17 protein-coding genes are annotated in these 19,391 nt (G+C 44.7%); 15 read left to right on the top strand and 2 right to left on the bottom strand.

The features are described from left to right. The first annotated feature begins 248 nt into the window (after window positions 1-248). The 15 genes from NYE79_RS08075 (at window position 249) to NYE79_RS08005 (ending at window position 16,655) form a co-directional block, all read left to right on the top strand. Window positions 249-989, top strand: a complete 741-nt coding sequence (locus NYE79_RS08075) for a class I SAM-dependent methyltransferase (RefSeq protein ID WP_285834993.1) — start codon at window positions 249-251, stop codon at window positions 987-989. A 9-nt stretch (window positions 990-998) separates the two neighbouring features. Beyond that, window positions 999-1,391 (top strand): hypothetical protein, encoded by a 393-nt coding sequence (locus tag NYE79_RS08070; protein ID WP_251463951.1) that lies wholly within the window; start codon window positions 999-1,001, stop codon window positions 1,389-1,391. A gap of 14 nt (window positions 1,392-1,405) precedes the next feature. Beyond that, window positions 1,406-2,503 carry a nucleotidyltransferase gene (locus NYE79_RS08065; protein WP_216728864.1) on the top strand — a complete coding sequence of 366 codons (1,098 nt, stop codon included), beginning with the start codon at window positions 1,406-1,408 and terminating at the stop codon, window positions 2,501-2,503. A gap of 203 nt (window positions 2,504-2,706) precedes the next feature. Beyond that, entirely contained in the window at window positions 2,707-4,320 is a 1,614-nt protein-coding gene (locus tag NYE79_RS08060; RefSeq protein WP_033606008.1) for a ribonuclease Y, read from the top strand. Window positions 4,321-4,454: 134 nt separating this feature from the next. Then, entirely contained in the window at window positions 4,455-5,081 is a 627-nt protein-coding gene (gmk, locus tag NYE79_RS08055; RefSeq protein ID WP_000775041.1) for a guanylate kinase, read from the top strand. Window positions 5,082-5,105: 24 nt separating this feature from the next. Further along, on the top strand, window positions 5,106-5,420 hold the full coding sequence (gene rpoZ, locus NYE79_RS08050) for a DNA-directed RNA polymerase subunit omega (protein ID WP_002874282.1): 315 nt from the start codon (window positions 5,106-5,108) through the stop codon (window positions 5,418-5,420). A 65-nt stretch (window positions 5,421-5,485) separates the two neighbouring features. Next, window positions 5,486-7,882, top strand: a complete 2,397-nt coding sequence (locus tag NYE79_RS08045; protein WP_216728863.1) for a primosomal protein N' — start codon at window positions 5,486-5,488, stop codon at window positions 7,880-7,882. A gap of 12 nt (window positions 7,883-7,894) precedes the next feature. Continuing rightward, the gene (gene fmt / locus NYE79_RS08040) at window positions 7,895-8,830 is read left to right on the top strand and encodes a methionyl-tRNA formyltransferase (protein WP_216728862.1); all 936 of its coding nucleotides are present in this window, start codon (window positions 7,895-7,897) and stop codon (window positions 8,828-8,830) included. Next, the gene (gene rsmB / locus NYE79_RS08035; protein ID WP_251463949.1) at window positions 8,823-10,136 is read left to right on the top strand and encodes a 16S rRNA (cytosine(967)-C(5))-methyltransferase RsmB; all 1,314 of its coding nucleotides are present in this window, start codon (window positions 8,823-8,825) and stop codon (window positions 10,134-10,136) included. The genes fmt and rsmB overlap by 8 nt, the downstream gene beginning before the upstream one ends. A gap of 15 nt (window positions 10,137-10,151) precedes the next feature. After that, window positions 10,152-10,892 (top strand): Stp1/IreP family PP2C-type Ser/Thr phosphatase, encoded by a 741-nt coding sequence (locus NYE79_RS08030; RefSeq protein ID WP_000401527.1) that lies wholly within the window; start codon window positions 10,152-10,154, stop codon window positions 10,890-10,892. Further along, window positions 10,889-12,787, top strand: a complete 1,899-nt coding sequence (gene pknB, locus NYE79_RS08025) for a Stk1 family PASTA domain-containing Ser/Thr kinase (RefSeq protein WP_251463947.1) — start codon at window positions 10,889-10,891, stop codon at window positions 12,785-12,787. The genes NYE79_RS08030 and pknB overlap by 4 nt, the downstream gene beginning before the upstream one ends. A gap of 87 nt (window positions 12,788-12,874) precedes the next feature. Next, the gene (locus NYE79_RS08020) at window positions 12,875-13,633 is read left to right on the top strand and encodes a threonine/serine exporter family protein (protein WP_251463945.1); all 759 of its coding nucleotides are present in this window, start codon (window positions 12,875-12,877) and stop codon (window positions 13,631-13,633) included. A 1-nt stretch (window position 13,634) separates the two neighbouring features. Further along, window positions 13,635-14,090: a threonine/serine exporter family protein gene (locus NYE79_RS08015; RefSeq protein ID WP_000176909.1), complete on the top strand. Its 456-nt coding sequence runs from the start codon at window positions 13,635-13,637 to the stop codon at window positions 14,088-14,090. Between the two features lie 118 nt (window positions 14,091-14,208). Next, window positions 14,209-15,381, top strand: coding sequence for a hydroxymethylglutaryl-CoA synthase (locus NYE79_RS08010; RefSeq protein WP_049519472.1), 1,173 nt, complete (start codon window positions 14,209-14,211; stop codon window positions 15,379-15,381). Beyond that, window positions 15,381-16,655, top strand: coding sequence for a hydroxymethylglutaryl-CoA reductase, degradative (locus tag NYE79_RS08005; RefSeq protein ID WP_049519323.1), 1,275 nt, complete (start codon window positions 15,381-15,383; stop codon window positions 16,653-16,655). Before NYE79_RS08010 ends, NYE79_RS08005 begins: the two co-directional genes overlap by 1 nt. A 36-nt stretch (window positions 16,656-16,691) precedes the next feature. Here the strand turns inward: NYE79_RS08005 and NYE79_RS08000 are convergent, their stop codons facing one another. Both NYE79_RS08000 and NYE79_RS07995 read right to left on the bottom strand, forming a co-directional pair. Next, window positions 16,692-17,657 (bottom strand): LacI family DNA-binding transcriptional regulator, encoded by a 966-nt coding sequence (locus tag NYE79_RS08000; protein WP_000225990.1) that lies wholly within the window; start codon window positions 17,655-17,657, stop codon window positions 16,692-16,694. Continuing rightward, window positions 17,638-19,092, bottom strand: coding sequence for a sucrose-6-phosphate hydrolase (locus NYE79_RS07995; RefSeq protein WP_049519321.1), 1,455 nt, complete (start codon window positions 19,090-19,092; stop codon window positions 17,638-17,640). Before NYE79_RS07995 ends, NYE79_RS08000 begins: the two co-directional genes overlap by 20 nt. Between the last annotated feature and the right edge of the window lie 299 nt (window positions 19,093-19,391).

Here is a 19,391-nt window from a genome sequence, read left to right as displayed (position 1 = left end):
TCGTGTTTTGTTCATCTCGAAACTGAGCACGAGCTAAAGGCTGCGAGAAAAAGAGTAACTTCCTTTGTATTTGACGATACAGCAGAAAGTTTCCTATTTTCTCCTTGCTTTTAACGCTCTTTGTATCTTAGAAAGGATTTGAACCCGTCCTGTAATCGTCGGAAAATAGATAGCCTTCCTTGGAGCTAGGCTCCATCGTCAAGCTCCTAATTTTCATTCCGATTACGGGCGGACTTGGTATCATGAATATGGCGACTTATGAAACCTTTGCGGCTGTTTACGATGCTGTGATGGATGATAGTTTATACGATAAATGGACGGATTTTTCTCTACGTCATTTGCCTAAGACCAAGGAGAGAAAGAAACTTTTGGAATTGGCTTGTGGAACAGGTATCCAGTCTGTCCGCTTTTCTCAAACTGGCTTTGATGTGACAGGACTTGACTTGAGCGCGGATATGTTGAAGATTGCGGAGAAAAGAGCGGCTTCAGCCAAGCAAAAGATTGATTTTATTGAAGGCAATATGCTGGATTTGTCCAAGGCTGGTCAGTACGACTTTGTTACGTGTTACTCGGACTCTATCTGCTACATGCAGGATGAGGTAGAGGTAGGAGACGTCTTTAAGGAAGTGTATAATGCCCTCAATGAAGACGGAGTATTCATCTTTGATGTGCATTCAACTTACCAGACAGATGAAGTTTTTCCAGGCTATTCCTACCATGAAAATGCGGAAGATTTCGCTATGCTCTGGGATACCTATGAGGATGCGGCTCCTCACTCCATCGTGCATGAGTTGACCTTCTTTGTCAAGGAAGCGGACGGTTCCTTTAGTCGCCACGATGAAGTGCATGAGGAGCGAACCTATGAGGTCTTGACCTATGATATTTTGCTGGAACAGGCTGGTTTCAAGTCTTTCAAACTCTATGCGGACTTTGAGGACAAGGGGCCGACAGAAACCAGCACCCGTTGGTTTTTTGTCGCGCAGAAGTAGGAGATGGATATGGTTCGATCAAAATATTCTTGGGAAGAAGTTTCGCAGTTTAATCGTATTCGTCAAAATGGAACGCTTTGGGAGAAAGATGGACAATACTTCTATGTTCAGGAAGAAGGAACCGTATTTTCAGAGTTAGTCGTTTACGATATGTCTAAGAAACTTTTTGATATGTTAGTAAATGAAATAAAATCGGAGGATGATATCCGACATATGCTGATGTATGGAACATGGCCAATGACAGTTGCTGGATGCCATAGGCCAACTATGTTGATAGCTTATCCTGAGTTACAAAAAAATTATAGTAATGAACAACTGGCAGAAATCCTTCCAGTAGGAGAAAAACAATGGCTTAACTGGAGAGGAAGATTGCCTGAGCGGCATCGTAGATTTCGTCATTAGAATGGGAGAACATCATGACCATCACAGGTATTATCGCAGAGTTCAATCCTTTTCATAATGGGCATAAATACCTGCTTGAGCAGGCAGAGGGATTGAAAATCGTTGCCATGTCAGGGAATTTCATGCAGCGTGGAGAGCCTGCTATCGTGGACAAGTGGACTCGGGCCCAGATGGCACTGGAAAATGGCGCAGACTTGGTAGTGGAATTGCCCTTTTTAGTCAGTGTTCAGGCAGCGGATTTCTTTGGCCAAGGGGCTGTGGATATCTTGACTCGATTGGGCATTGATAGGCTGGCTTTTGGGACAGAGGAAGTTCTGGACTACCAGAAAATTGCTGACCTATACACGGAGCAAGGTGCTGAGATGGAGAAATTTGTGGAAAATCTGCCTGACTCTCTCTCCTATCCCCAGAAAACCCAAGCCATGTGGAAGGAATTTGCTGGTCTTGATTTTTCAGGCAATACGCCTAATCATGTTCTAGCTCTAGCTTATGCCAAGGCAATTGCAGGACGAAACATCAAACTGCATCCGATTCAGCGTCAGGGGGCTGGCTATCATTCTGTGGACAAGGATGTGGACTTTGCCTCGGCAACAGCTCTCCGTCAGCACCAGAGGGACAAAGATTTCTTAGAACGCTTTATGCCTTCTGTTGCCCTCTTTGAGCAGGCCAGTAAGGTGAGCTGGGATGACTATTTTCCCTTACTTCGCTATCAAATCTTGTCAAATACTGACCTAACGACCATCTATCAGGTCAATCAAGAAATGGCTATGCGCATTAAAGATGCCATTAAGACAGCACAGTCTGTAGAAGAATTGGTCGAGGTGGTTGCGACCAAACGCTATACCAAGGCGCGTGTCAGACGCCTCTTGACCTATATCCTGGTGCAGGCCAGAGAAAGTGACTTGCCAGAGGGCATCCATGTTCTTGGCTTTACCGAAAAAGGCAGACAACACCTCAAATCTCTGAAAGAGCAGGTCCATCTAGTCAGCCGAATTGGCAAAGAACCTTGGGATGCTATGACGCAAAAGGCAGACCAGATTTACCAACTAGGACAGCCAAGTATGGCAGAGCAGAATTTCGGAAGAGCGCCGATTAGAATAGAATCAAACTAAGTCTACTGAAAGGTAGGCTTTTTTATTGTATGTTTTAATGAAAATGTCATTTTTAAGAGTTAGAAAGTTTGTTTTGTGATTTCAGAACTTTCTTCTAAAATTCACACAAAACTCTTCAATTTGGGTTTGTGAAAATCGGTTTTTTATGATAGAATATTAAGGAATGTATGTCATTCGATAAACAAATTTAATGAGGTAAAAACATGGAAATCATGACACTTGCGATTGCTGTTTTTGCCGTCATCATTGGTTTAGTCATTGGATATGTCAGCATCTCAGCTAAGATGAAATCATCTCAAGAGGCTGCAGAGTTGATGCTTCTAAATGCTGAACAAGAAGCAACTAATTTACGAGGACAAGCTGAGCGCGAAGCGGATTTATTGCTAAATGAAGCCAAGAGCGAAAGCAAGTCTCTTAAAAAAGAAGCACTATTGGAGGCCAAAGAGGAAGCCAGAAAATACCGTGAAGAAGTGGACGCTGAATTTAAGTCAGAACGTCAGGAGCTCAAGCAAATTGAAAGTCGTTTGACGGAGAGAGCTACGAGCCTTGACCGTAAGGACGACAATTTGACGAACAAAGAAAAAACACTTGAACAAAAAGAACAAAGTATTTCTGATAGAGCAAAAAACCTTGATGCACGTGAAGAGCAATTAGAGGAAGTCGAAAGACAAAAAGAAGCTGAACTTGAACGTATCGGTTCCCTTTCCCAAACTGAGGCTCGAGATATTATCTTGGCTCAGACAGAGGAAAACTTGACCAAGGAAATTGCTAGTCGCATTCGTGAGGCTGAGCAAGAAGTCAAGGAACGTTCAGACAAGATCGCGAAAGATATCTTGGTTCAAGCTATGCAGCGTATCGCTGGTGAGTATGTAGCGGAGTCAACAAACTCTACAGTTCATCTACCAGACGATACCATGAAGGGACGCATTATCGGTCGTGAAGGACGCAATATTCGTACCTTTGAAAGTTTGACAGGGGTCGATGTGATTATCGACGATACGCCAGAAGTGGTAACCTTGTCAGGATTTGATCCGATTCGTCGTGAAATTGCTCGTATGACCATGGAAATGTTGCTCAAGGATGGCCGTATCCACCCAGCTCGTATCGAGGAGTTGGTGGAGAAAAACCGTCAGGAGATTGACAATAAAATCCGTGAATACGGTGAGGCTGCGGCCTATGAGATTGGTGCGCCAAACCTCCATCCAGACTTGATGAAGATCATGGGACGTTTGCAGTTCCGTACTTCATATGGACAAAATGTCTTGCGTCATTCGATCGAGGTTGCTAAGTTATCTGGTATCATTGCCAGTGAACTTGGTGAAAATGCAGCTCTTGCCCGTCGTGCTGGATTCCTTCATGACATTGGGAAAGCTATTGACCGCGAGGTTGAAGGCAGTCACGTTGAGATTGGTACGGAGTTGGCTCGTAAGTACAAGGAACACCCAGTTGTGGTGAATACCATTGCTAGCCACCACGGTGATGTGGAAGCTGAAAGCGTCATTGCAGTGATCGTTGCTGCAGCAGATGCCTTGAGTGCAGCGCGTCCAGGTGCTCGTAGTGAATCTCTTGAAAGCTATATCAAGCGTCTCCATGACTTGGAAGAAATCGCCAATGGCTTTGAAGGGGTGCAAAATAGCTTTGCCCTTCAAGCAGGACGTGAAATCCGTATCATGGTTAATCCAGGACAAATCAAAGACGACAAAGTCACAATCTTGGCTCACAAAGTTCGTGAGAAAATTGAAAACAATCTCGATTACCCAGGAAATATCAAGGTAACCGTGATCCGCGAACTTCGTGCAGTAGATTATGCTAAATAAATAAGAAAGAGCAGTTGAAATATTACTGCTTTTTTGTTACACTAGATAGAAAGACTGTAGAAGGATAACTGACGCTATCATCACTATCCGAGAGAAATTTTACTTTATTTCACAGACTAACTAAAGGAGACATAATGGCAGACCGAGGCTTGCTAATCGTTTTTTCTGGTCCTTCAGGAGTTGGGAAAGGAACGGTTAGAAGAGAGATTTTTGAGAGTTCTGAGAATCAATTTCAATATTCTGTATCGATGACGACGCGCGCGCAACGTCCTGGTGAAGTGGACGGAGTGGACTATTTCTTCCGTACTCGGGAAGAGTTTGAAGAGCTGATCCGTCAAGGCCAGATGTTGGAATATGCAGAATATGTCGGTAACTACTATGGAACTCCTCTGACCTATGTCAACGAAACCCTAGATAAGGGAATCGATGTCTTTCTTGAGATTGAAGTCCAAGGAGCCCTTCAGGTTAAGAAAAAGGTTCCAGATGCTGTCTTTATCTTTTTAACGCCACCAGACTTGGATGAATTGCAAGATCGTTTGGTAGGTCGTGGTACAGATAGTGCTGAAGTGATTGCCCAACGAATCGAAAAAGCCAAGGAAGAAATTGCCCTCATGCGTGAGTATGATTATGCCATTGTCAACGATCAGGTGCCCCTCGCTGCTGAACGTGTCAAGCGTGTGATCGAAGCAGAACACTTCCGTGTGGACCGTGTCATTGGTCACTACCAGGAGATGTTGCCAAAATCTCCAACTACTCGATAAACTATAGGAAACAGGTACAAGCAAATGATGTTAAAACCCTCTATTGATACCTTGCTGGACAAGGTACCATCAAAATATTCACTCGTAATCTTGGAAGCAAAACGCGCCCACGAACTAGAAGCAGGAGCGCCAGCAACTCAAGAGTTTAAGTCTGAAAAATCAACTCTTCGTGCTTTGGAAGAAATCGAGTCTGGAAATGTAACCATTCACCCAGATCCAGAAGGAAAACGTGAAGCGGTTCGTCTCCGTATCGAAGAAGAAAAACGCCGCAAAGAAGAAGAAGAAAAGAAAATCAAAGAGCAAATCGCTAAAGAAAAAGAAGATGGTGAAAAAATTTAAGGTTGGGGGGACTCAATCTTATTTTTTCTATTGCAAGAATGTACTGACAAGGAGGAGGTGAGAAGATGGCAATCGCAAAGATTATTGTGGATGTTCCCCTTATGCAGACGGACCAGCCCTATAGTTATAAGGTCCCTGAGGAATTTGTAGAGATGCTGGAAGTCGGTATGCGGGTTCATGTCCCCTTCGGAAAGGGTAATCGTTTGATCCAAGGGATTGTGCTTGGCCTGGAGTCCCAGTCGGATGAAGAGATGGAAGGTCAGGACTTGAAGGAGATTGCAGAGATGCTAGACTTTTCTCCCGTCTTGACTCAAGAGCAACTCTGGCTGGCTGAGGAGCTACGTAAGTCAGTTTTTTCTTACAAAATCTCCATCCTAAAAGCCATGCTTCCGGGTTTTTTAAACTCCAGCTATGATAAGATTCTCTATCCTCTGGAAGGTCTGAGTCAGGAAGACCGAGAGCGTCTGTTTGGTTCAGAAGATTCGCTAGCCTTTTCATCTCTAGATTTGGCCAAGCAGGCAGAAATGATGCGCTTGTCCAGAAAAGGTCTGCTCCGCTTAGAGTATCAGGCTGTCGATCAGAAGAAGGTCAAGACCCAGTCTTGGTATGAGGTTGATGCTACTCGACTAGAGCAGATTGAGATTTCTACGCGTGCTAAGAAAAAGGCAGAGCTGAGAGACTATTTGCTAGCCCATCCTGAAAGTGCTCCTCTGGCTAGTTTGTTAGAATTCTACTCACGGGAGCAAGTCAACTTTTTTGTGGAGCAAGGAGCTTTAACTCTAGTCCAAAAGGAAGTGCAACGTTCAGCTGCTTATTTTGAAGGCATTGAAGCAAGTACACCTTTGGAGCTGAACCCAGAGCAAAGACAAGCTCGCGATGCGGTTGTCAGTGCTATTGGTAGTCAACAGCCTCCATTCCTCCTTCAAGGGATTACAGGAAGTGGGAAAACGGAGGTTTACTTGCAGATTATCCAAGGAGCCTTGGATAAGGGTAAGACGGCTATTTTACTGGTACCTGAGATTTCTCTGACGCCACAAATGACGGAGCGGTTCATTGCTCGTTTCGGCGAGAAAGTAGCTATTCTTCACTCAGGCCTTTCCAATGGTGAAAAGTACGACGAATGGCGCAAGGTTGAACGCGGCGATGCCCAAGTTGTTGTTGGTGCTCGATCAGCTATCTTTGCTCCTTTGAAAAATCTAGGTGTTATGATTATTGACGAAGAGCATGAAGCCAGCTACAAACAAGACAGCAATCCCCGTTATCATGCTAGAGAGGTCGCTATCTTACGGGCCCAGTACAATCAAGCAGCCCTAGTCCTCGGCTCAGCAACACCGAGCTTAGAGAGCCGTGCGCGGGCTGGAAAAGGTGTCTATCAACACTTGCGACTAACCCAACGGGCCAATCCTTTGGCTACGATTCCTGAGGTTCAAGTGATTGACTTTCGTGACTATATCGGACAGAATGAGACATCAAACTTTACGCCTCCTTTGCTAGAGGCCATCCAAGACCGTTTGGATAAAAAAGAGCAGGTAGTCCTCATGCTCAACCGTCGGGGTTATTCTAGCTTTGTTATGTGTCGGGAGTGTGGGACGGTAGATAGCTGCCCCAACTGTGACATTTCTCTGACTCTCCATATGGATACCAAGACCATGAACTGCCATTACTGTGGCTTTTCGAAGGGAATTCCTCATGTCTGTCCCAACTGTCAGAGTCGCAGTATTCGTTACTACGGGACGGGGACTCAGAAAGCCTACGATGAACTGGCAGAACTCTTTCCCCAGGCCCGCATTCTGCGGATGGATGTGGATACGACCCGCAGGAAGGGCAGTCACCAAACTCTTCTTGACCAGTTTGGCCGAGGGGAAGCAGATATCTTGTTGGGAACTCAGATGATTGCCAAGGGCTTGGATTTTCCAAATGTGACCCTAGTCGGTGTGCTCAATGCAGATACGGCCCTAAACTTACCTGATTTCCGTTCTTCTGAGAGAACCTTCCAGCTCTTAACTCAGGTGGCTGGTCGGGCAGGTCGAGCGGAAAAGGCTGGGCAGGTCTTGATCCAGTCATACAATCCTGAACACTATGCCATTCGTTTTGCCAAAGATCAGGACTATGAAGGTTTTTATGCCTATGAAATGAGTATCAGGCGCCAACTCGGCTATCCGCCTTATTATTTCACCATTGGGATTACCCTCTCTCACAAGAAAGAAGAAGAGGTTGTCAAACGTGCCTATGAAGTCATGGGAATTTTGCGCTCAGGTTTATCGGAAACTAGTAAAATCCTTGGGCCAACGCCAAAACCCATCGCCCGTACCCACAACCTTTATCATTACCAGATTTTGATTAAATACCGCTTAGAAGATGAGCTGGGACCAACTCTCAATCGAATTTTGGCCTTGACTCAAGAACGGGAAAATAGCGAGCTTCGTCTCAGTATTGACCGTGAGCCGCAGCAATTTTTATAAGAAGGAGAAGAAATGACAAAACTAATCTTTATGGGGACACCCGACTTTTCAGCGACAGTTTTGAAGGGGTTGTTATCAGACGACCGTTATGAAATTCTAGCAGTTGTGACCCAGCCAGACCGCGCTGTCGGACGTAAAAAAGTCATCCAAGAAACCCCAGTCAAGCAGGCTGCCAAAGAAGCAGGCCTTCCTATCTACCAGCCTGAAAAATTATCTGGAAGTCCAGAGATGGAAGCCATTATGAAGCTAGGAGCGGATGGGATTGTGACTGCTGCGTTTGGACAATTTCTCCCAAGTAAACTCCTTGATAACATGGACTTTGCGGTCAACGTTCACGCTTCCCTTCTTCCCAAACACCGTGGTGGCGCGCCCATTCATTATGCCTTGATTCAAGGGGATAAGGAAGCTGGTGTGACCATTATGGAGATGGTTAAGGAAATGGATGCAGGGGATATGATTTCTCGTCGCAGTATTCCTATCACTGATGAGGACAATGTCGGCACCTTGTTTGAAAAATTAGCCATTGTTGGTCGTGACTTGCTTTTGGACACCCTGCCTGGCTATATTGCTGGGGAGATCAAGCCTGTGCCTCAGGACCCAAGCCAGGTTACTTTCTCGCCAAATATCAAACCAGAGGAAGAAAAACTGGATTGGACTAAAACTAATCGCCAACTCTTTAACCAAATCCGAGGGATGAACCCATGGCCTGTTGCCCATACTTTTCTCAAGGGAGACCGCTTTAAGATCTATGAAGCCCTGCCAGTAGAAGGTCAGGGAGCTCCAGGTGAGATTCTGTCTATTGGCAAGAAAGAATTAATCATTGCAGCGGCTGAAGGTGCTCTATCCCTCAAGCAAGTGCAGCCAGCTGGGAAGCCTAAGATGGATATTTCTTCCTTCCTCAACGGAGTGGGACGCACATTGACAGTAGGAGAACGATTTGGTGACTAAAGTAGAAACGGCTAGAAGTCTAGCTTTAGCAGTATTAGAGAATGTTTTGATGAACCAAGCATACTCCAATATTGCCTTAAATAAACACCTTAAGGGGAGTCAACTCTCAGTAGCAGATAAGGGGTTGGTGACAGAGATTGTCTACGGAACGGTAGCCCGAAAACTGACTCTGGAATGGTACCTGTCCCACTTTATCAAAGACCGGGATAAGCTAGATAACTGGCTCTATATCCTGCTCCTTCTGAGCGCCTACCAATTTCGGTATCTGGATAAGATTCCTAATCACGCTGTGGTTAATGAAGCGGTAGAACTAGCCAAAGCCCGTAAAAAAGGCAGTGAAAAATTAGTCAACGCCGTCCTTCGTCGTATCTTGCGAGAAGGCTGGCCAGATATTGACAGCATCAAACGAAAAAATAAGCGTGATTCCATTGCCTATTCTCTCCCAGTTTGGCTAGTATCTAAGCTCAAGGAAGAGTACGGTGAAGAGCGAGCACAAGCCATCTTTAAAAGTCTCTTGGTACGCAACAAAGCCAGTATTCGGGTGACTGACTTGAGCCGAAAAGAGGAAATCAAAGCCGTGTTAGAGGCGAGTGGTTCACCTTTGGCGGCCACTGGTCTGGTCAAGGAGCACGGCCACTTTGCAGGCCATGATTTGTTTGCTGAAGGGGTTATTACTATCCAAGATGAGTCCAGTCAACTGGTTGCTCCGACTCTTGATCTACAAGGTGATGAACAGGTCCTGGATGCCTGTGCGGCTCCTGGTGGGAAAACAGCCCATATGGCTTCTTACCTCACATCTGGTAAGGTGACGGCTTTGGATCTTTATGATCATAAGTTGGACTTAATCCAAGAAAATGCGGAGCGTTTAGGAGTAGCAGATCGAGTGCAAACACAAAAATTGGACGCCAGAAAGGTACATGAGTTTTTCGGTCGGGACTCTTTTGATAAGATTTTGGTAGATGCTCCCTGTTCTGGGATTGGACTTTTACGTCGTAAACCAGACATCAAATACAATAAAGAAACAGCCGATTTCACATCCTTACAGGAAATTCAGCTGGAAATATTAGGTAGTGTTTGTCAAACGCTACGAAAAGGTGGTATAATAACTTATAGTACCTGTACTATTGTCTCTGAGGAGAACTTTCAAGTCGTTGAGGCGTTTTTAGAAAGTCATCCCGAGTTCGAGCAGGTTAAACTAGAACACGAATGTAAAGATATCCTGAAAGATGGCTGTATCCTGATCACTCCTGAATTGTATGGAAGTGATGGATTTTTTATCAGCCAATTTCGCAAGATATCAGAATAGGAAGGAACTGACACAATGGAAATAGCATTATTAACAGATGTTGGTCAGAAACGGACAAATAATCAGGACTATGTCAATCACTTTGTCAACCGAGCAGGACGCACTATGATCATCTTGGCTGACGGGATGGGAGGACACCGTGCAGGAAATATCGCTAGTGAGATGGCGGTAACAGACCTTGGTGTGGCTTGGGTGGATACCCAAATTGACTCAGTCAATGAAGTTCGTGAGTGGTTTGCTCACTACCTGGAGATTGAAAATCAAAAAATTCATCAACTAGGTCAGGACGAAGCCTACAGAGGCATGGGAACAACGCTAGAAGCTGTTGCGTTTATTGACAACCAAGCCATCTATGCTCACATTGGAGATTCTCGTATTGGTTTGATTCGTGGAGAAGAATACCACCAGTTGACGAGTGACCATTCCTTGGTCAACGAATTGCTCAAGGCTGGTCAATTGACTCCAGAAGAAGCAGAAACTCACCCTCAAAAGAATATCATCACCCAGTCTATCGGACAAAAAGATGAAATCCAGCCAGATTTTGGGATGATTACACTGGAGTCAGGAGATTATCTCTTGCTCAATAGTGATGGTTTGACCAATATGATTTCGGCAAGTGAGATTTATGATATCGTAACTAGCGATATTTCCCTAGCAGACAAGGCGGCAACCCTCATTCGCTTCGCTAACAATGCAGGAGGTTTAGACAACATTACGGTTGCCCTTGTTTACATGAACGAGGAGGCAGCAGAATGATCCAAATCGGCAAGATTTTTGCCGGGCGGTATCGGATTGTCAAGCAGATTGGTCGAGGAGGCATGGCAGATGTTTACTTGGCCAAGGATTTGATCCTAGACGGGGAAGAAGTGGCAGTGAAGGTCCTGAGGACCAACTACCAGACGGACCCGATTGCTGTGGCACGTTTCCAGCGGGAAGCGAGGGCCATGGCGGATCTGGACCATCCTCATATCGTTCGGATAACAGATATTGGTGAGGAAGACGGTCAACAGTACCTAGCTATGGAATACGTAGCAGGCCTTGACCTCAAGCGTTATATCAAAGAACACTATCCTCTTTCAAATGAAGAAGCAGTTCGGATCATGGGGCAAATCCTCTTGGCCATGCGCTTAGCCCATACTCGAGGAATTGTTCACCGGGATTTGAAACCTCAAAATATCCTCTTGACACCTGACGGCACAGCTAAGGTCACGGACTTTGGGATTGCAGTAGCCTTTGCGGAGACCAGTCTGACCCAGACGAACTCAATGCTGGGTTCTGTTCATTATTTGTCACCTGAGCAAGCACGTGGTTCTAAAGCGACCTTCCAGAGTGATATCTATGCAATGGGGATTATCTTCTATGAGATGCTAACGGGACATATCCCTTATGATGGGGATAGTGCGGTTACGATTGCCCTCCAGCATTTCCAGAAGCCACTACCGTCCGTCATAGCTGAAAATCCATCTGTCCCTCAGGCTTTAGAAAATGTTGTCATCAAGGCAACTGCTAAGAAGTTGTCAGACCGTTATCAGTCTGTTTCAGAAATGTATGTGGACTTGTCAACTAGCTTGTCTTATAATCGTCGGAATGAACCGAAACTGGTCTTTGACGATGCGAGTAAGGCAGACACTAAGACTTTACCTAAAGTTCCACAAAGTACACTGACATCGATTCCTAAAGCTCCGGCGCAAGAAGAACGCCCTCAGCCAAAGAAACCAACTCAACCAGTGGCAGAGCCGGCTCCAGCTCCAAAGCCAGCCAAGAAACGGAAGTTTAAGGCTCGTTATATGATTCTTTTGGCTAGTCTTCTATTGGTTGCGGCCTCTTTAATCTGGATTTTGTCTAGAACACCTGCAACGATTCCCATTCCTGATGTGGCTGGACAAACCGTTGCAGAGGCCAAAGAAGCACTCAAAAAATCCAAGTTTGAAGCTGGTGAAGAGAAATCGGAGGCTAGCGATACAGTAGCGGAAGGACGCGTTATTCGAACGGATCCAGAAGCTGGTAGTGGCCGAAAAGAAGGAACCAAGGTCAATTTGATTGTTTCTTCTGGGAAGCAATCTTTCCAATTGAGCAATTACGTCGGACGTAAGTATACGGATGTTGTAGCCGAACTCAAGGAGAAGAAGGTTCCTGAAAATCTAATCAAGATGGAAGAGGAAGAATCCAGCGAAAGTGAACCTGGAACCATCCTTAGACAGACTCCTGCTTCGGGTTCGACTTATGATCTCTCAAAAGCTACTACGATTACCTTAACAGTAGCTAAGAAGGTGACTAGTGTCAGCATGCCTAGCTACATCGGCTCAAGTCTTGAATTTACTAAGAATAATCTGACTCAGATTGTCGGTGTAAAAGAGGCTAATATCGAAGTTGTTGAAGTATCGACTCCTGAAGGAACAAAAGAGGGCACGGTTGTAGATCAAACGCCAAGAGCAGGAGAACTGGTTGATCTCGCAAGTACGCGTATCAAACTTTCCATCTACAAACCAAAAACACCACCATCAACTTCATCTTCTAATCCTGCCCAACGTGGAAACCAGGGTTCTCCTACAAGTCCAAACCAGGGGAACCAACAAGGAAATCAACAAGGGAATACTCCTTCTAGCAGTTCATCCAATAATGAAGGATCTCGCGAAAGTTCTCGAGATTAAACGAATCTTTGTCATGATTTCATGACAAAGATTTTTTTTCACAAGATTTTGTGATAAAATATAGGAAGTAGAAAAAAGGAGGAGAAAATGGACGAATCGAGAGAGTTGAATGCCGTCATTGATGTGATTATGCTAGCAGGAACCATTCTCCTGAAAAGTGGCTCAGAGATTCATCGGGTTGAGGATACGATGATCCGTATTGCCCATTCGCAGGGAATAATGGATTGCAATGTTCTTGCCATGCCCGCAGCTATTTTCTTTTCTATTGAAAACACCAATATTTCTCGGATGAAACGGGTGACCTCATCCTCTTATAACATTGAAAAAGTCTGTGATGTCAACCAAGTATCACGGGAGCTTGTCGGAGGGCAGATTGATCTTTCGACAGCCTTTGAAAGGCTAAAGGAAATCAGAAATCAAGCTCTTCCTTATACCAAGTTCCAAGTGACTATTGCAGCAACTCTCAGTGCCCCTTTTTTCTCGATTATGTTCGGGGGGAATACCTATGATGCTTTTGGTGCAGCCATTGCGACCTTACTTGGTTTTGCTTTCTCTCTCTATGTAGAGAAGTTTGTCCGCATTCCTTTTGTAACCGCCTTTGCGGGAGCCTTTGTTTTTGGCTTGATTGCCCAGTTCTGGGCCCGCTATACAGGATTTCCTTCGACGGCAGACTTGATCATAGCGGGAGCCGTCATGCCTTTTGTTCCAGGGATTGCTCTGACAAATGCAGTTCGGGATATCATGACCAACCATATCAACTCTGGTATGAGCAAGATGTTTGAATCCCTGCTCATTACCCTCGCTTTAGGGGCCGGTACCTCCGTCGCCCTAGTTTTGATGACATAAGATGACTCTAACAAGTATTTTGCTCCAAGCAGTGGCGAGTTTACTCGCCATTATCACCTTTCTAATCGTACTGAATGTTCAACGCTCCATGCTCCTACCTGGTGGTGTTTTGGGAATGGGCGTTTGGCTCCTCTATCTCGTGCTCAAAGAACCAACCAATGTTATTGTCGCGACCTTTATCGCAGCAGTAATTGGCTCTTGCATCAGCCAGATTTTAAGTATTGTCTATAAGACACCAGCGGTAGTTTTTGTCTTGGCCATTCTTGCCCCCTTGGTGCCGGGTTATTTATCCTATCGAACGACAGCTTTCTTTGTGACAGGTGATTACAGCCATGCTATTGCCAGCGCGACTTTGGTGGTGATGTTAGCTCTGGTCATTTCTATCGGGATGGCGAGTGGAACGGTGATTTTAAAACTTTATTACTATATCCGAAAACAACGAGGAATCTCCTCCTAAGGCTGTCAAAGAAAAGGCTTGATTTGGTGAATCAAGTCTTTTTTCTCTCTTTTGTCCCTATTTGTGATAAAATAGAATGAAACGATTTTTTACAATGAATGAAAAAACAGAGGTAAATATGACAATCGGTATTGATAAGATTGGTTTTGCGACCAGTCAATATGTCTTGAAATTACAAGACTTAGCAGAAGCGAGGGGAGTTGACCCCGAAAAATTTAGCAAGGGACTCTTGTTAAATGAAATTAGTATTGCGCCACTGACTGAGGACATTGTTACCTTGGCAGCTAGTGCAAGCAACTCTATTCTAACAGACAAAGAAAAAGAAGAAATCGACATGGTCATCGTGGCGACCGAGTCAGGAATTGACCAGAGTAAGGCAGCAGCGGTCTTTGTTCATGGCTTGTTAGGCATTCAGCCTTTCGCCCGTAGCTTTGAAATCAAAGAAGCCTGCTATGGAGCGACAGCTGCCCTTCATTATGCTAAATTGCATGTGGAAAATTCTCCAGAGTCTAAGGTTTTGGTCATTGCTAGTGATATTGCCAAGTATGGTGTGGCAACTCCGGGTGAGCCAACCCAGGGTGCTGGAAGTGTGGCCATGCTAATCACGCAAAATCCACGCATTATGGTCTTTAACAACGATAACGTTGCCCAAACACGCGACATCATGGATTTTTGGCGTCCGAACTACTCAAGCACTCCTTATGTAAACGGCATGTACTCGACCCAACAGTATCTTGATTGCCTGACAACGACTTGGGATGAGTATAAGAAACGCTATGATTGGACTATGGATGACTTTGCAGCTATCTGCTTCCATTTACCTTATCCTAAGTTGGCCCTAAAAGGTTTGCGCAAGATGATAGACAAAACTTTGTCTAAAGAAAAACAGGATAGTTTGCAAGAGAACTTTGATAAGTCCATTCTCTACAGTCAGATGATTGGGAATATCTATACAGGTTCCCTTTTCCTTGGGCTTCTCTCCCTTTTGGAAAATGCAGAGACTTTGAAGGCTGGAGATAAAATTGCCCTCTACAGTTACGGAAGTGGAGCGGTTTCAGAGTTCTTTAGTGGTGAATTGGTCGAAGGCTATGAGGCTTACCTTGATAAGGACCGCTTGAGCAAACTTAAACAACGTACAGCATTGTCTGTTGCAGACTATGAAAAAGTCTTCTTCGAAGAATTGCAGTTGGATGAGTCTGGTTCAGCCCAATTTGCAGGCTATGAACATCAAGACTATGCCTTGGTTGAAATTGTCGACCACCAACGCCGTTATAGCAAGGTTGAAAAATAATGAAGATAAGTTGGAATGGATTTTCTAAAAAATCATACCATGAGCGCCTGGAGTTGTTGCGAGCTCAGGCGCTCCTTAGTCCTGAAAAGCAAACGAGTCTCGAGCAGGATGAACAAGTCAGCTTGGCCATTGCAGACCAGCTGAGTGAGAATGTGGTAGGAACTTTTTCTCTGCCTTATTCGATCGTTCCAGAGCTTTTGGTGAACGGTCAGGACTACACAGTTCCCTATGTGACAGAAGAACCCTCAGTGGTTGCTGCGGCCAGCTATGCTAGCAAAATCATCAAGCGAGCAGGTGGCTTTACTGCTCAAGTACATGAGCGCCAGATGATCGGTCAGGTAGCCCTTTATCAAGTTGCTGAACCTGAACAAGCGCAAGAGAAGATTGCCAGCAAGAAGGCGGAACTCTTGGAACTTGCCAATCAAGCCTATCCTTCCATCGTTAAACGCGGTGGTGGGGCGCGTGATTTGCATGTAGAGCAGATCAAAGGTGAAACAGATTTTCTCGTCGTCTATCTCCATATCGATACCCAGGAAGCCATGGGGGCTAATATGCTCAATACCATGCTAGAAGCCTTGAAGCCAGTCTTAGAAGAGCTCAGTCAGGGACAGAGTCTCATGGGAATTTTGTCCAATTACGCGACAGATTCTCTAGTGACAGCAAGTTGTCGTATTGCCTTTCGCTACTTGAACCCTCAAAAGGATAAAGGACGAGAAATTGCAGAGAAAATAGCCTTGGCCAGCCAGTTTGCACAGGCTGATCCTTACCGAGCGACTACTCACAATAAAGGGATTTTTAATGGTATTGATGCCATTTTGATTGCTACTGGTAATGACTGGCGTGCCATCGAAGCTGGTGCCCATGCCTTTGCTAGTCGAGATGGACGCTATCAAGGTTTAAGTCGATGGAGTCTAGATAGGGACTCGGAAGAATTGGTTGGTGAGATGACACTGCCCATGCCTGTAGCGACCAAGGGTGGCTCTATCGGTCTCAACCCTCGTGTAGCCCTCAGTCATGAACTACTGGGAAATCCTTCTGCCAAGGAATTAGCTCAGATTATCGTGTCTATCGGTCTTGCCCAAAACTTTGCGGCCCTCAAAGCCTTGGTCAGTACGGGCATCCAGCAAGGTCACATGAAATTGCAGGCCAAATCCCTAGCTCTCCTAGCTGGTGCTAGTGAGTCTGAAGTTGCTCCCCTCGTTGAGCGTCTCATCGCAGATAAAACCTTTAACTTAGAGACAGCCCAGCGCTATCTAGAAAACTTAAGATCATAAAAAAACTCAGACGAATCAGTCTGAGTTTTCTTGTACTTAAATACTTTTTCCTGGTAATAGGGTGACGGGTAAGAAGTAACCGGTTGTCGCGACCTCTTTGCCTTCGATCTTCTGCAAGAGAAGATCAACAGTGAGGTGGGCAATCTCTTTCATAGGTTGCTTAATCGTTGTCAAATGAGGATAGTAGTTCTCGATAAAGTAAGTCCCATCATAGCCGATGACCTTGAGCTCATCAGGAACAGAGATACCTAGCTCCTGAGCGATTTTGATAACCAGGATAGCTGTCAAATCATCCGAAGCAAAGATAGCATCTGGTTTCTGATGGGTCAAGATATTCTTGATTTCCATTTCTTTTCTGACGGGAGAAAAGTCGCTCGAAACATTGATAATAGGTGCTTTCGGGAGAACAGAGGCAAATCCAGCGTGGCGGAGTCCAGTTGGTGAGTTGGAGTTGTCATTTCCTGTAATCATGATGATAGACTGGGCGCCTGTCTTGACCAAAGTTTGGGCGGCGAGGACCCCGCCTCCGTAGTTATCAGAGGAGACGACAGGGATGTCTGGTGATAGATTTCGGTCAAAGGAAATGATCGGTGCTGTCACACGATTGTAGTCTTCGATTCCCAAGTTGTGACTTCCAGAAATGATACCATCGACCTGGTTGGCCTCCAGCATTTCAATGTATTCCCGTTCTTTTTCAGAGTCGTGTTCGCTGTTACAGATGATGGTCTTGTAGCCATTTTTGAAGAGTTGGTGTTCCAATTTATCAATCAACTCCGCATAAAAGACATGACTGATGTTTGGAAAAATGAGTCCAATCAACTTGGCAGATTTTCCTTGAAGACTTCGAGCCAGATTATTGGGCTTGTAGCCTAGCTCTCGCATGGCTTCATTAACCTTTTGGATGGTTTTCTCAGATAGATAACCCTTTTTATTGATGACCCGTGAGACGGTAGTAGGGCTGACGCCTGCAAGTTTTGCGACATCAGTTAGTTTTGCGACCATAATCTAATTCATAGTAAGTTCCAGTTGGGTTTCCAAACTTGATGAGGATACCGTTTTGGTCCGCATGTGGGAAAACACGACCAGAAAATACTTTTTCTCCTTTATTGATGAAAATTTCAAAGACTGACTTGTCGATGAAGATAGTGGCTGTTGTAGCTTGGTTATTGATAGGGCAAGAACGAGTTGTACCAAATTCTTGGGCGTACTGTTCACCAGCTTGGCTACGATCCACTGTCACTTGACCGTTTACAAGGTCAAAGTTGATGGAAAGTCCCTTGCCTTCTTTATCAGCGAGCAAGACAATCTCGCTTTGGCTATTGGCCTCCAAGTTAAGCTCGAGTTCATAGGTATTTTTGGTTTGAGTACGATTTGAGAAGACCTCTTCAGAAGAACGAAGTTCTTTGACGGCTGCGACTGGATATTGGTAGAGTTTGCCGTCTTTGATAGTGAGTTCCTTGACCAAAGAGAAGGTTCCTTGGTGGTCAAAACGGTCAGATGGGTAAGAAACATCTGGTAACCCAAGCCAGCTTACTGCCAATGTACGTCCATCCGGAGCGTTGAAGGCTTGAGTCGCATAGGCTTCAAAACCATAGTCTAGATTTTGCAATGGAGACACATCTACCATTTTGGCATTTTCAGGATCAAAGGAAGCCCCGATTTTGTACATATTTGGATAGATATTATCATAGTCTAGAACAATCTTATCCAATCCTTGTGGACAGTAGAGAAGGACAGGTTGCTCCCCTACAAAGACCAGATTTGGGCATTCCATCATGTAGGCAGTGCGATCGTTAGCGAAGTCAAGGTCGCCAACTGCTTGCCAGTTTGTGTAATCGTTGTCAACAGCCTTGTAGAGACGGACGAAGCCTTTTTTATCCAAATCCTGTCCACCGACGATAGCATAGTATTGACCTTTGAAGTTAAAAATTTGCGGGTCGCGGAAGTGGTCAGTAGAGTCTGATGGCTGGTCAATCAAGATCTTGTCAATCTTTGTAATCTTGCCATCCTTATCCATCAAAGCACCAATTTGGTAAGGGTGACGGATCCAGTTTTCATCACGGACATTTCCTGTATAAAATAGGAACAAGTTATCGCCAAACTGCATGGCAGAACCAGAGTAGGCACCGTGGCTATCCAATGGAGTATCTGGCAAAACTTTGACTCCAGTTTCTCTAAAGTGAACCAAATCATCACTTTCTAGCTGCGCCCAAGATTTTAAACCGTGGGCTGCACCAAAGGGGAAGTTCTGGTAAAAGAGAATCCATTTGCCATCAAAATAAGAAAAGCCATTTGGATCATTGAGAAGTCCCATTTTAGGCTCGACATGGTAACGAGTATGCCAAGGAGATTGTGCCATCGTTTCCTTGATTTGTTTGATTTCATCATTAGACCAGTCTTCATAGCGTCTATAACGGCGCTCGGTTGTCCATTCCATTTTATCTTTCCTCCAAAAGTTCTATTCTATTATTAATAGTAAACGTTTTCGGCAAAAAAAGCAAGTCTTTTATGTTAAAAAAAAGAAAAATATATCAAACGATTGCCAGAAATCAAGTGAAGGAAATCTGGCAAATTTTCACGAAAAAATGAAAGAAAATGTAAATAAAAGCCTTGATTCCTCAAGTATAAAGATATTTTTTTGAGGAAAAAGAGAATTTCCCTCAAAAACGAGCAAAAATAATCAGAGAAAAAAGAAAGGGAATAAAAATTTCTGCAAAACGCTTGACATATTTTAGA

It is taken from the genome of Streptococcus sp. FSL W8-0197 (assembly GCF_037963785.1).
In the GTDB taxonomy this organism is placed as follows: Bacteria; Bacillota; Bacilli; order Lactobacillales; family Streptococcaceae; genus Streptococcus; species Streptococcus oralis_CQ.
The sequence above is the reverse complement of the archived record's forward strand: the minus strand, read 5'-3'. Positions and strand labels throughout refer to the sequence as shown.

Coding starts and splice junctions, on each gene's coding strand:
- NYE79_RS08075 (WP_285834993.1), top strand. CDS start 249: ATGGCGACTTATGAAACCTTTGCGGCTGTTTACGATGCTGTGATGGAT.
- NYE79_RS08070 (WP_251463951.1), top strand. CDS start 999: ATGGTTCGATCAAAATATTCTTGGGAAGAAGTTTCGCAGTTTAATCGT.
- NYE79_RS08065 (WP_216728864.1), top strand. CDS start 1,406: ATGACCATCACAGGTATTATCGCAGAGTTCAATCCTTTTCATAATGGG.
- NYE79_RS08060 (WP_033606008.1), top strand. CDS start 2,707: ATGGAAATCATGACACTTGCGATTGCTGTTTTTGCCGTCATCATTGGT.
- gmk (WP_000775041.1), top strand. CDS start 4,455: ATGGCAGACCGAGGCTTGCTAATCGTTTTTTCTGGTCCTTCAGGAGTT.
- rpoZ (WP_002874282.1), top strand. CDS start 5,106: ATGATGTTAAAACCCTCTATTGATACCTTGCTGGACAAGGTACCATCA.
- NYE79_RS08045 (WP_216728863.1), top strand. CDS start 5,486: ATGGCAATCGCAAAGATTATTGTGGATGTTCCCCTTATGCAGACGGAC.
- fmt (WP_216728862.1), top strand. CDS start 7,895: ATGACAAAACTAATCTTTATGGGGACACCCGACTTTTCAGCGACAGTT.
- NYE79_RS08030 (WP_000401527.1), top strand. CDS start 10,152: ATGGAAATAGCATTATTAACAGATGTTGGTCAGAAACGGACAAATAAT.
- pknB (WP_251463947.1), top strand. CDS start 10,889: ATGATCCAAATCGGCAAGATTTTTGCCGGGCGGTATCGGATTGTCAAG.
- NYE79_RS08020 (WP_251463945.1), top strand. CDS start 12,875: ATGGACGAATCGAGAGAGTTGAATGCCGTCATTGATGTGATTATGCTA.
- NYE79_RS08015 (WP_000176909.1), top strand. CDS start 13,635: ATGACTCTAACAAGTATTTTGCTCCAAGCAGTGGCGAGTTTACTCGCC.
- NYE79_RS08010 (WP_049519472.1), top strand. CDS start 14,209: ATGACAATCGGTATTGATAAGATTGGTTTTGCGACCAGTCAATATGTC.
- NYE79_RS08005 (WP_049519323.1), top strand. CDS start 15,381: ATGAAGATAAGTTGGAATGGATTTTCTAAAAAATCATACCATGAGCGC.
- NYE79_RS08000 (WP_000225990.1), bottom strand. CDS start 17,657: ATGGTCGCAAAACTAACTGATGTCGCAAAACTTGCAGGCGTCAGCCCT.
- NYE79_RS07995 (WP_049519321.1), bottom strand. CDS start 19,092: ATGGAATGGACAACCGAGCGCCGTTATAGACGCTATGAAGACTGGTCT.